Consider the following 12,162-nt stretch of genomic DNA (forward strand, 5'->3'; position numbering starts at 1 on the left):
CGGCCCCCAAGCAGCCGCACTGGCGCCCGAACGAGAGGGGCCGGGCCGGTATGTCCGCCCGGAGCCGGCACACACAACTGAGGAGCACGAAATCCAACGCCGAACCATCCAAGCGAGGACGGACATACCGGCCCGGCCCCGCACCCCCACCGGCGCGAGCAGGGCCTCAGGCCAAACCGCCCCCGCACCCCCACCGGCGCGAGCAGGACCCCAGGCCAAACCGCCCCCGCACCCCCACCGGCGCGAGCAGGAGCACCCGACAAGGGGCACCCGCCACCAGAGAGGCCAGCACAACATGCCGCCACCAGCCGTCACCGCCCGGACAACCCCCCGCACCACCGGAACCCCCACCACCCCCCACCGGATCGAGGGACTGCTACTGGGCATCGCCGCAGGCGACGCCGCGGGCTGGCCCTCAGGCAGACACCGCGCGGCCCGCCTCCCCGACTGGACCCGCCGCCTGACCCGAGAACTGGACACGTTCGCGGAGCAGAACGCGACGACGACACTCCCCGTACCGATCGCACTGAACCAACCCCCGGAACCCCTGCGCCTCGGCCCGTCGGACGACGCGGAATGGGCGGCGTTCACAGCGGCATCGATCCTGAACGCCGCCAAGGCGGGAGCCCCCGGCACGAACGTCCCCCCGGACGAACACGTACGCACGGCACTGGCCCTCGCCTGGAACACCCTCGCCGCCGAGGTGGCCGAAGCGACGGCCCGGGCGGACGAGATCGAGTCGGCGCGCATGCCGATGCGGGCACGCATCTCCGTACGAGCGGGCCTGGGCAACCTGGCGGCGGGCCTGAGCCCCCCGGCCACCGGACACGACAACCCGCACTACTTCGACGATGCGGCCTGTGTACGCGCCGCGGTACTGGCCGTAATCCACCCGGGCGACCCCGAACCGGCCGCGGAACTGGCGGAGTTCGACGCCCGCTACACCCAGGACGGCGACGGAGTCCACGGCGCGAGAGCGATGGCGGCAGCAGTGGCGGCAGCGCTGGGCGGCGCCCCGGTCGACACCTGCGTGGACGCGGCGCTGGCCCAGCTCCCCGAGGGAACCGAGATCCGCCGCAACGCGCTGCACGCGGTGGACCTGGCGCGAAGGGCGGCCGCGGCCCGCCCGGGCCTGCCGGGAAACGCGTTCGCGCTGGTCCCGGTCCTGGAGCACGAGATCGTCGACCACGTCTACAGCTACGGCATCGCGGCAGCGGAAACGGTCCCGGTGGCCCTGGCCGTCGCGACCGCGGCCGGCGGCGACGTGACGGAGGCGGTGCCCACGGCGGCGTGCCTCTCGCGGGTGGCGGACTCGGCCCCGGCGCTGGCGGGCGCACTGACGGGCGCGATCGGCGGAGCCGACGCGCTCCCGGCGAGCTGGCGGGACGCCTGCCGCAGACTCGCGGGCTGCGCGCTGCCGCGCCTGGCAGGAACGGACCTCGTGGACATCGCAGCAGACCTGACCAGGGCAACCACACCGAAAGGCGCCCGATGACAACCCCCACAACAGCCGGCCCCACAGCTGCCCGCACTCAGAACTCACCCTCACCCTCGGCCCCAACCCCCTTCTCCCTGGAGGACCGCACCACAGGAGCCCTCGTGGGCGCGGCGGTGGGCGACGCGCTGGGCGGCCCCGTGGAGGGCTGGACGCCGGAGGCGATCGCGGAGCGACACGGCGGCCGGGTCCGCGGCATCGTGGAGCCGTTCCACAAGGACGACTGGCGCACGGCGCGCCCGATCGCCCCGTACCACAAGGGCGACGGTCACGTCACGGACGACACCTTGATGACGCACGCGCTGATCAGGGTCTACGAGAACGTACGGGACCACCTGGACGCGTACGCGGTCGCGGACCACCTCGTCCCCGACCTGATCACCAACACGCGCTGGATCCCGGAACTGGAGGCGGAGGCGCTCCCGCTGCAACGGATCTTCCTGGCGGAGAAGTGGATCGTGGCGCGCATCCACTACGGCCATGTCGACCCGCGCGAGGCGGGCGTGGGCAACATCGTGAACTGCGGCGCGGCGATGTACATGGCTCCGGTCGGAGCGGTGAACGCGGGCAACCCGGCCAAGGCGTACGAGGAGGCGCTGGACGTGGCGGGCGCGCACCAGTCGTCGTACGGCAGGGAGGCGGCGGGCGTCTTCGCGGCAGCGGTGGCCGCGGCGTTCAGGCCGGGCGCGACGCCGGAGTCCGTGGTGGAGGACGCGCTGGCGCTCGCCAAGGACGGCACGAGGTCGGCGATCGAAGCGGTGTGCGAAGTGGCGTGCGGCTACACGGACTTCGAGGACGCGCTGGGACCGCTGCGCGAGGCGGTCACGCCCTTCGACACGGTGGGCCCGGAGTACCGCAAGCCCTCGCTCGGGGCGCGCCGCCCGTCCCGCCTCCACGCGATCGAGGAGCTGCCGATCGCGCTCGGGATGCTCCTGGTCGGCCGGGGCGACTTCCGCCACACGGTCCTCGGCGCGGTCAACTACGGCCGGGACTGCGACTCGATCGCGACGATGAGCGGAGCGATCGTGGGCGCGCTGTACGGGGAGCCGGCGGTGCCGCGGGAGTGGAGCGGGGAGGTGGCCCGCGCGAGCAGGCTCGACCTGCACACGCCGGCGGCCTCACTGGCCCGGGTCACGCGTGAGGTCTTCGCCAAGGACATGGCCCGCCGCCGGTCCCACGAGGCGGCGTTCGCAGAACTCACCGCCACCGCGGGGTCGTGATGCTGCGCCTCACCTGGGTCCAGCCCGAGGACCTGCTCGGCCACGAGCTGCGCCAGGCGGCACAGGAGGGCCGGGACGCAAGCGGGGTGGAGCGCCGCTGGCGCGAGGCGGGAGGCCTCCCGCCCCCCGGGCGCGCGGGAGCATCACCACCGCCCCAGGACCCGAAGCTACGACCCCTGGCACAGCGGCTCCTGGACGAACTGGCCTCAGCGCAGAGCCCGTTGAGGGCGCTTGAGCCGACGTCCTTGCCGGAAATCGAAAGGCTGACCCCGCACCCGGCCCGTCCGGCGCTTGAGGGCAAGGAACGCGGAGGCCTGGTGGCAGCGCCCCCCAAAGCCTCCGAAACAAGACGCCTGCACGCATCCTGGCTGGGCAGAGCCGTCGGCTGCCTCCTCGGCAAACCCGTCGAGAAGCTCCCCCTGCGCGGCATCCGGGCGATCGCGGAATCCACGTCCAACTGGCCCCTGAACACCTGGTTCACGCACCGGGACCTCCCGCGGGACGTGGCGGAGCGCTACCCCTGGAACCGCCGCTCCCGCCCCACCTCCCTCGCCGAGAACATCGACGGCATGCCCGAGGACGACGACCTCAACTACCCGCTCCTCGGCCTGCTCCTGCTCCAGCGCCACGGCGCCGGCTTCACCACCGCGGACGTGGCGCGGCTCTGGCTCGACGAGTTGCCGGCGGGCCGCACGTTCACCGCGGAGCGCGTCGCGTACCGCAATCTCCTGGACGGCATCGAGCCCCCGGACACGGCCGTGCGTCACAACCCGTTCCGGGAGTGGATCGGCGCCCAGATCCGCGCGGACATCTTCGGCTGGACGAACCCGGGCGACCCCGTAGGAGCAGCCGAACTGGCACACAGGGACGCGACGTTGACGCACACGGCGAACGGCGTCTACGGCGAGATGTTCGTGGCGGCGGCCATCGCCCATGCATCAGCACCTTCACCCACGGCCCCCACCATCCGAGCGACCCTCGACGCCGCCCTCTGCGTCATTCCGCCCGACTCCCGCTACGCCCAGGCGATCCGCTTCGGCATCGAGACGGCCCGCGCCGAACCCACCGGCACCCCGGCGGGCTTCGCATCGGTCGTCGACACGCTCCATGCCCGTTACGACCACGACCACCACTGGGTGCACGTCCTGCCCAACGCGGCGCTGCTCGCCGCCGCGCTCACCCACGCCGACGGCGACTTCACGGGGTCCATCTGCCGTGCGGTGTCGGGTGGTTGGGACACCGACTCCAACGGCGCGACGGCCGGTTCGATCGCCGGACTCCTCGCCGGCTCCCCCGACGCGATCGACGACCGCTGGACCGCACCGCTCAAGAACCGTCTGTCGACCTCGGTCGCCGACTTCGACGGCATCGGCTTCGACGAACTGGCCAGGCTCACTCTGGAGGCCCGCACATGAAATCCCCCACGCCCACCACCCCCGCCCCCCTGCAAGGCCTACGCGTACTCGACCTCGCCACCCTCTTCGCCGGCCCCCTCGCCGCCACCATGCTGGGCGACTTCGGCGCCGACGTGATCAAGGTCGAGCACCCCCGTAAACCGGACCCGTCCCGTGGCCACGGTCTGTCGAAGGACGGTGTCGGCCTGTGGTGGAAGCTCCTCGGCCGCAACAAGCGGAACATCACGCTCGACCTCTCCACGCGGGGCGGGCGCGAGATCCTCCTCAAGCTGGTCGCGGACGCCGACGTCCTGATCGAGAACTTCCGCCCCGGCACCCTGGAGAAGTGGAACCTCGGCTGGGAGGAGCTGAGCGCCGCCAACCCGCGCCTGGTGCTCACCCGCGTCACCGCCTTCGGCCAGTTCGGACCGTACTCGCGCCGCCCCGGCTTCGGCACGCTCGCCGAGGCGATGAGCGGCTTCGCGGCGCTCACGGGCGAGCCCGACGGCCCCCCGACGCTTCCCCCGTTCGGCCTCGCGGACTCGATCGCCGCGCTCTCCACGTCGTACGCGGTGATGGCCGCGCTCCAGGGCCGCGAGCGGACGGGCCGGGGCCAGGTCGTCGACATGGCGATCATCGAGCCGATGCTGACGGTCATCGGCCCGCAGCCCCTCTGGTACGACCAGCTCGGCTACGTACAGCCGCGCACGGGGAACCGCTCCACGAACAACGCCCCGCGCAACACCTACCGCACGGGCGACGACAAGTGGGTGGCGGTCTCCACGTCCGCCCAGTCGATCGCCGAGCGCGTGATGCGCCTGGTCGGCCGCCCCGAGCTGATCGACGAGCCGTGGTTCGAGACGGGGTCGGGCCGCGCGGGCCACGCCGACGAACTCGACGCGGCGGTCGGCTCCTGGATCGCGCGGCACTCGCGGGACGACGTCCTCGCCGCCTTCGAGAAGGCGGAGGCCGCCATCGCCCCCGTCTTCGACATCCGCGACGTGATGGAGGACGAGCAGTATCGGGCACTCGACTCGATCACCGAGGTGCCCGACCCCGAGCTGGGCACCGTCAAGATGCAGAACGTACTGTTCCGCCTCTCCGAGACCCCCGGCGCGATCAAGTGGGCCGGCCGCCCCCACGGCGCCGACACGGACGAGATCCTCACGGGCCTCGGTCTCTCCCCCTCGGAGATCACCACCCTGCGCGAAGCGGGCGCGCTGTGACCGCCCAGTCCTACGAGACCTACCTGACCTGGCTCTACGTCCCGGGAGACCGGCCGGAGGTCGTGGCGAAGGCGCTCGACTCGGGCGCCGACGTGGTCCTGATCGACCTGGAGGACGCGGTCGCCCCCGACCGCAAGACGTACGCCCTCGACGCGACCGCCGAGCTCCTCGCCGAGAAGCACCCGGTGCCGGTGCACGTGAGGGTCAACGCGCTGCACTCGCCGCGCGCCGAGTCCGAGGTCAGACGCCTCACCCCGCTCCCCGGCCTGGGCGCCCTGCGCCTGCCCAAGGTCCACGGCCCCGCCGACCTGGACCGCGTATCGGACTGGTCGGTCGAGGTGCCGCCCCTGTACGCCCTCCTGGAGTCGGCGCTCGGCGTCGAGCACGCGTACGAGATCGCCCGGCATCCCGGCGTACGCGGCATCGCGCTGGGCGAGTCGGATCTGCGGGCGGAGCTCGGCGTGGCGAACGGTGAGGGTCTGGCGTGGCCACGGGGGCGGGCGGTGGTCGCCGCGCGCGCCGCGGCGCTGCCCCCGCCGCCGCAGTCCGTCTATCCGGACATCCGCGACACGGTGGGCCTGGCCCGCTCCTGCTCACAGGGCCGGGCGCTCGGTTTCTTCGGCCGCATGGCGATCCACCCCCGCCAGCTTCCCGTCATCGAGGCGACGTTCCTGCCGACGGCGGCGGAGGTCGACGCGGCGACGGAGGTCGTCGGCGCCGCCTCCACGGAGGCGGGGGCCCTGGCCCTGCCCGACGGCCGCTTCGTCGACGCGGCGATCGTCTCGGACGCGCGCCGGGTCCTTGCGCTGGCCTCGCGCCGTCGCGGGGGCTGACCCAGGCAGAGCGACGGGGGCGCCGGATCGATGCGATCCGGCGCCCCCGTCGGCGTACGGGTGGTGAGGCTCAGCTAGCTCTTCCCGGCCTTGGTCGCCCCTGACCCGCCGTTGGCCTCATCCTTGTCGGACTGCTCCTCGGCATCGTCCTCGGACGCGGCCGGCTCCTTGGACTCGACCCCGGCCTCGCCCTCAGCCTTGTCCTTGGGACCGGCGTCGCCGCCCTTGTCCGCAGCCTTGTCCTGGGTCTTGTCCTTGGCATCGGTATCGGCATCGTCATCGGCGCCCGGCTCCACGACCGCCTCGCGCCCAGGGCGGGTCTTCGCCGAGATCACGATGTAGATCACCGCGAGCAGGAAGACACCCATCGCGGTCCAGTCGTTGAGCCGCATGCCGAGGATGTGGTGCGCGTCGTCGACGCGCATGTACTCGATCCAGAAGCGGCCTACGCAGTACGCGGCGACGTAGAGCGCGAAGGCGCGCCCGTGGCCGAGCTTGAAGCGGCGGTCCGCCCAGATGACGAGCAGCGCGACACCGATGCACCACAGGGACTCGTACAGGAAGGTCGGGTGGTACGTGCCCGGCACGCGCCCGTCCGCCGACGACGTGATCTTCAGGGCCCACGGCAGGTCGGTGGGCTTGCCGTACAGCTCCTGGTTGAACCAGTTGCCCCAGCGGCCGATGGCCTGCGCGACGGCGATGCCGGGTGCGATGGCGTCGGCGTAGGCCGGGAGCGGGATGCCGCGCCTGCGGCACCCGATCCACGCGCCCACCGCGCCGAGCGCGATGGCACCCCAGATCCCGAGGCCGCCCTCCCAGATCTTGAAGGCGTCCACCCAGTCGCGGCCCTCGCTGAAGTACAGCTCGTAGTCCGTGATCACGTGGTAGAGCCGGCCGCCGACGAGGCCGAACGGCACGGCCCAGACCGCGATGTCGGCCACGGTGCCGGACCGCCCGCCGCGGGCGATCCAGCGCTTGTTGCCGAGCCAGACGGCCACGAAGACGCCGATGATGATGCAGAACGCGTAGCCGCGCAGCGGAATGGGTCCGAGATAGACCACTCCGTGGGACGGGCTGGGGATGAAGGCAAGAGTCATGGCGATGCCGACGCTACCGTGCCTGGCCGTGGCGGCGGCAACCAGCCCGGCTACGGGTCCATAACGAGACCCCCGCGTCTCCCGCCTCTCCTACGATTTGTCGGCCGCCTGCACCATCTGCTTCAGCTTCGCGGGGGTCAGCGGGTTGGCCTGGTCGCCGAACACGTTCTTCCCGTTCAGGAGCACGGTCGGCGTGCCCTGGAAGCCGCCGGCCTGGAACGCCTGGTCCGACTTCTTGACCCAGCTGTCATGGCTGCCGTCGTCGACACACTTCTTGAAGTCCGGCACCACGAGGCCGCCGACCTTGCCGGCGAGCTCGATCAGCTTGCCGTTGTCCGCGAAGGCGTCGTCGGTCTCCGACGGCTGGTTCTCGTAGAGGACGTCGTGGTACGGGGGGAACTTCCCGGCGTCCTGGGCGCACGCCGCCGCGTTCGCCGCGCGCAGGGAGCCACTGCCGCCCATGTTCTTGTCGATGAGTGTGGCCAGGTGGTACTCGACCTTGAGCTGCCCGGAGTCGGTCAGCTCATGGATCGTCGTGCGGTAGGTGTCCTCGAAGGCCTTGCACGCCGGGCAGCGGAAGTCCTCCCACACCGTGAGCGTCGACTTCGCGCTGTCCTTGCCGACCGGGATCGCGAGGCTGTCCTTGCCGACCGCGCCCTGGGGGGCCACGACGGGACCCGAGGCGTCGCTCTTGTCGTCGCCGGAGTTCGCCGCGATCACCCCGATCACGGCGGCGAGCGCGAGGACGCCCACGACGGCGCCCCCCACGATCACGCCCCTGCGGCGCCTGTCCTTGGCTCTCTGCTTCTCGCGCTCCTCCGCCAGCCGGTCACGGGCGGTGCGCTTTCCGTCACGGTTCTTCTCGCTCACACCCGCCAAACGAACCGGGGAGGCACCAGCGTGCCTCCCCGGCCCCAGGTCCACCCATACGGGTTACGACGCGATGGGTGACGACGCGATGAGTCACGCCTTGGCGCGCACCCCGTCCGCGAGGTCCGCCGCGAGCGCCCGCACGGCGGCGAGGCCGGCAGCCTCGCCGTCGGCGTCGAGCATCAGCTTCACGAACGCCGAGCCGACGATGACCCCGTCGGCGAACCCGGCGACCTCGGCCGCCTGCTTCGCGTTCGAGACGCCGAGGCCGACGCAGACCGGCAGGTCGGTGGTGGCCTTGGTACGGCGCACGAGGTCCTGGGCCTGGTTGCCGACGGACTCGCGGGTGCCGGTGACGCCCATCAGGGAGGCGGCGTACACGAAGCCGGAGCCCGCGGCGGTGATCGTCGCGAGGCGCTCGTCCTTGCTGCTGGGGGCGACGACGAAGACGGTCCCGAGGCCGTGCTTGTCCGCGTGCTCCCTCCAGGTCCCCGACTCCTGGACGGGCAGGTCGGGCAGGATGCAGCCCGCGCCGCCCGCCTCGGCCAGTTCGGCGGTGAACCGCTCGATGCCGTACCGGTCGATGGGGTTCCAGTACGTCATGACGAGGACCGGCTTGCCCGTCGCCGCGTGGGCCTCGCGGACCGTGCGCATCACGTCGGCGATCCGGACGCCACCGCGCAGCGCGATGTCGTCCGCGGTCTGGATGACGGGACCGTCGAGGACCGGGTCGCTGTGCGGCAGCCCGACCTCCACGACATCGGCACCGCCGTCGAAGACGGCCTTGATGGCCTCGATGCCGCCGTCCACGGTCGGGAACCCGGCCGGGAGGTAGGCGATGAGGGCGGAGCGGCCCTCGGCGCGCGCGGCGGCGAGGGTGTCGTTCAACAGCTGGATGTTGCCGCTCACTTGGCGTCTCCCTCGATCTCCGCGCCGGTCCCGGCCGCGTCCGCCGCGACGGCGGCGTCGGTGTCGTACAGGCCGAAGTAGCGGGCGGCCGTGTCCATGTCCTTGTCGCCGCGCCCGGACAGGTTGACGATCATCAGCCCGTCCTTGCCGAGTTCCTTGCCGACCTCGATGGCGCCGGCGAGCGCGTGGGCGCTCTCGATGGCCGGGATGATGCCCTCGGTGCGCGAGAGCAGGCGCAGGGCCTGCATGGCGGCGTCGTCGGTGACCGCGCGGTACTCGCCGCGGCCGCTGTCCTTGAGGAAGGCGTGCTCGGGGCCGATGCCCGGGTAGTCGAGGCCCGCCGAGATCGAGTACGGCTCGGTGATCTGGCCCTCGTCGTCCTGGAGGACGTACGACCGTGAGCCGTGCAGGATGCCCGGCTCGCCCGCGGTCAGCGTCGCGGCGTGCTCGCCGGTCTCGAGGCCGTGACCGGCCGGCTCGCAGCCGATGAGGCGCACGCCGGCGTCGGGGATGAAGGCGTGGAAGAGGCCGATGGCGTTCGAGCCGCCGCCGACGCAGGCCACGGCCGCGTCGGGCAGGCGTCCGGCGCGCTCCAGGATCTGGCGGCGGGCCTCGACGCCGATGACGCGGTGGAAGTCGCGGACCATCGCCGGGAAGGGGTGGGGTCCCGCGACGGTCCCGAAGAGGTAGTGCGTGCGGTCGACGTTGGCGACCCAGTCGCGGAACGCCTCGTTGATGGCGTCCTTGAGGGTGCGGCTGCCGGACTTCACGGCGACGACCTCGGCGCCGAGCATCCGCATGCGCGCCACGTTGAGCGCCTGGCGCTCGGTGTCGATCTCGCCCATGTAGATGGTGCACTCGAGGCCGAAGAGCGCGCAGGCGGTGGCGGTCGCCACGCCGTGCTGGCCCGCGCCGGTCTCGGCGATGACGCGGGTCTTGCCCATGCGCTTGGTGAGGAGTGCCTGGCCGAGCACGTTGTTGATCTTGTGCGAGCCGGTGTGGTTGAGGTCCTCGCGCTTGAGGAACATCCGGACGCCACCGGCGTGCTCGGCGAACCGAGGCACCTCGGTGAGGGAGCTGGGCCGTCCCGTGTAGTTGACGAGCAGGTCGTCGAGCTCGGCGGCGAAGGCCGGGTCGTTCTTGGCCTTGTCGTACTCGACGGCGACCTCGTCGACGGCGGCGACGAGCGCCTCCGGGATGAACTTGCCGCCGAACACGCCGAAGTACCCCTCGGCAGTGGGAACTTGACCCTCGGGGTCAGGAATGAAGAACTCGCTGGGCATGCGTAAACCTCACGGTGGGATCTGGATGACTAATCGCCGTGGGGGCACGGGTGGCTGGTCGGCCACAACCGTATGTGGCTGATCGCGCCGTTCCCCGCGCCCCTTATGGGGCGCTCTGCCATCGCATGCCATTGATCTGACCCGGCTCCGAACCGATGTGGTACCGCACTCGCCGTCCCCGCACACGCCGCGCCGGCGCCCGGCAGCCGCGGGGGCGGCAGCCGGGTGCGAGGCGGGCGGCGATGGACATCGGGAGGTCAGCTCCGGCCGTGGCGCAGCGCCGGGTGGGCGCCCGCGGCAACGAGGTCGGAGACCGCGGTGCGCGGGTCGCGGCCGGTCACGAGGGACTCGCCCACGAGGACGGCGTCCGCGCCCGCGTTGGCGTACGCGATCAGGTCGTGCGGGCCGCGCACGCCCGACTCGGCGATCTTGACGATGTGGTCGGGGATCTCCGGGGCGACCTGCTGAAACGTGTCGCGGTCGACCTTGAGTGTCTTGAGGTTGCGCGCGTTCACGCCGATGATGCGGGCGCCCGCGTCCACGGCGCGCTCGACCTCGTCCTCGTCGTGCACCTCGACGATCGGCGTGAGCCCGATGGACTCCGCGCGCTCGATGAGCGACTCGAGGGCGGGCTGCTCCAGGGCGGCCACGATCAGCAGCGCGAGGTCGGCGCCGTACGCCCTGGCCTCCCACAGCTGGTACGAGGTGACGATGAAGTCCTTGCGCAGGATCGGGATGTCGACCTTGGCGCGCACGGCCTCCAGATCGGCGAGCGAACCGCCGAAGCGGCGCTGCTCGGTCAGTACGGAGATGACGGCGGCGCCACCCGCCTCGTAGTCGGCGGCGAGGCCGGCCGGGTCCGCGATCGCGGCGAGCGCGCCCTTGGACGGGCTCGAGCGCTTGACCTCGCAGATCACCTTGACGCCGTCGCCGCGCAGGGCGGCCACTCCGTCCTTGGCGGCGGGTGCCTTGGCCGCGCGCTCCTTGAGCTCGTCGAGGCTGACGTGCGCCTGCCGCTCCGCGAGGTCGGCACGGACTCCGTCGATGATCTCGTCGAGCACACTCACGCGAGCGGCCCCCTTCCTGACGGTGGAGCGGTGGAAGCTGATTGCCCAGAGGGCAATCCACTGTTCACAGCGATGATATCCGCAGGAGGGCGAAGGCTCCGCATCCGGTTGACGCCGGTCCCACTACCTGGACACATACTGTTGATCAAGGATGGAGCCAGCCACCCAGGGGCAGGTTCCGGACAACCGTGAAGACAAGGACCACGGCGCCCACGGCCCACAGCTGGGGGCGTCCGAGATCGATCCGTACCGGCCGTCCCTGTACCACCCGTACGGCCCATACGACCCACAGGACGGCGAAGACGGCGTAGCCCGCGACGGCGAGCGCGTTGTCCCCGAGAGCGGCCGTGAGATCGCCGTGCACGAGCGCGTGGGCGCTGCGCAGGCCGCCGCACCCCGGGCAGTAGATCCCCGTGTAGTGGAGCAGTGGGCAGGCGGGGTAGTGGCCCGGCTCGTTCGGGTCGACGGACCCGACATACGCGAAGCCCGCGCCGGCCGCGGCGAGGACGCCGAGGGGGACGGCCAGTCGCCGCAGCGAACCGCCGGCGCTGCCGGCGCCGCTGGTCAGGGGGGCCGCGGAGGTGTCCGTTTCGGCGTTCACCCGTGCATTGTGCAACGGGCCTGCCGGGTCCGCCCGTCGGCGGCGCGGAACACGCGAGAGGCGGGCCCGCCCCCCCGGGCCGGGCGCCCCGCGCGGCCAGGGCGGGGCGCACGGCGGCCCCGCCGCGGCCCCCGGCGGGGCCGCCCGCCGCGCCGGCCGCGTGCGGG

12 protein-coding genes are annotated in these 12,162 nt (G+C 72.2%); 5 read left to right on the plus strand and 7 right to left on the minus strand.

The features are described 5' to 3' along the window. Positions 1 to 295 precede the first annotated feature (295 nt). The 5 genes from ACWIGU_RS20845 to ACWIGU_RS20865 are packed head-to-tail and all read left to right on the plus strand — an operon-like array spanning position 296 to position 6,168. Positions 296 to 1,495, plus strand: a complete 1,200-nt coding sequence (locus ACWIGU_RS20845) for an ADP-ribosylglycohydrolase family protein (RefSeq protein ID WP_454402905.1) — start codon at positions 296 to 298, stop codon at positions 1,493 to 1,495. Next, positions 1,492 to 2,715 carry an ADP-ribosylglycohydrolase family protein gene (locus ACWIGU_RS20850; protein ID WP_454402907.1) on the plus strand — a complete coding sequence of 408 codons (1,224 nt, stop codon included), beginning with the start codon at positions 1,492 to 1,494 and terminating at the stop codon, positions 2,713 to 2,715. Before ACWIGU_RS20845 ends, ACWIGU_RS20850 begins: the two co-directional genes overlap by 4 nt. Beyond that, entirely contained in the window at positions 2,715 to 4,130 is a 1,416-nt protein-coding gene (locus ACWIGU_RS20855; RefSeq protein ID WP_454402909.1) for an ADP-ribosylglycohydrolase family protein, read from the plus strand. The genes ACWIGU_RS20850 and ACWIGU_RS20855 overlap by 1 nt, the downstream gene beginning before the upstream one ends. Further along, a complete protein-coding gene (locus tag ACWIGU_RS20860) occupies positions 4,127 to 5,335 on the plus strand; it encodes a CaiB/BaiF CoA transferase family protein (protein ID WP_454402911.1) in 1,209 nt (402 codons plus the stop codon). The genes ACWIGU_RS20855 and ACWIGU_RS20860 overlap by 4 nt, the downstream gene beginning before the upstream one ends. Beyond that, positions 5,332 to 6,168: an HpcH/HpaI aldolase/citrate lyase family protein gene (locus ACWIGU_RS20865; RefSeq protein ID WP_454402913.1), complete on the plus strand. Its 837-nt coding sequence runs from the start codon at positions 5,332 to 5,334 to the stop codon at positions 6,166 to 6,168. Before ACWIGU_RS20860 ends, ACWIGU_RS20865 begins: the two co-directional genes overlap by 4 nt. 74 nt (positions 6,169 to 6,242) lie before the next feature. Here ACWIGU_RS20865 and lgt read toward each other — a convergent pair whose 3' ends face one another. The 7 genes from lgt to ACWIGU_RS20900 form a co-directional block, all read right to left on the minus strand. Further along, positions 6,243 to 7,265, minus strand: a complete 1,023-nt coding sequence (gene lgt, locus ACWIGU_RS20870) for a prolipoprotein diacylglyceryl transferase (protein WP_454402915.1) — start codon at positions 7,263 to 7,265, stop codon at positions 6,243 to 6,245. A 90-nt stretch (positions 7,266 to 7,355) separates the two neighbouring features. Continuing rightward, positions 7,356 to 8,135 (minus strand): DsbA family protein, encoded by a 780-nt coding sequence (locus tag ACWIGU_RS20875; protein WP_454402917.1) that lies wholly within the window; start codon positions 8,133 to 8,135, stop codon positions 7,356 to 7,358. 93 nt (positions 8,136 to 8,228) lie between these two features. Next, positions 8,229 to 9,044, minus strand: coding sequence for a tryptophan synthase subunit alpha (trpA, locus tag ACWIGU_RS20880; protein WP_454402918.1), 816 nt, complete (start codon positions 9,042 to 9,044; stop codon positions 8,229 to 8,231). Then, a complete protein-coding gene (gene trpB, locus ACWIGU_RS20885; RefSeq protein WP_454402920.1) occupies positions 9,041 to 10,327 on the minus strand; it encodes a tryptophan synthase subunit beta in 1,287 nt (428 codons plus the stop codon). Before trpB ends, trpA begins: the two co-directional genes overlap by 4 nt. Positions 10,328 to 10,430: 103 nt before the next feature. After that, on the minus strand, positions 10,431 to 10,577 hold the full coding sequence (gene trpM, locus ACWIGU_RS20890) for a tryptophan biosynthesis modulator TrpM (RefSeq protein WP_454402922.1): 147 nt from the start codon (positions 10,575 to 10,577) through the stop codon (positions 10,431 to 10,433). Positions 10,578 to 10,584: 7 nt separating this feature from the next. Beyond that, a complete protein-coding gene (trpC, locus tag ACWIGU_RS20895) occupies positions 10,585 to 11,394 on the minus strand; it encodes an indole-3-glycerol phosphate synthase TrpC (RefSeq protein ID WP_266669554.1) in 810 nt (269 codons plus the stop codon). A 145-nt stretch (positions 11,395 to 11,539) separates the two neighbouring features. Continuing rightward, a complete protein-coding gene (locus ACWIGU_RS20900; protein WP_454402925.1) occupies positions 11,540 to 11,995 on the minus strand; it encodes a DUF2752 domain-containing protein in 456 nt (151 codons plus the stop codon). Between the last annotated feature and the right edge of the window lie 167 nt (positions 11,996 to 12,162).

The organism is Streptomyces sp. NPDC055400, from assembly GCF_053644375.1.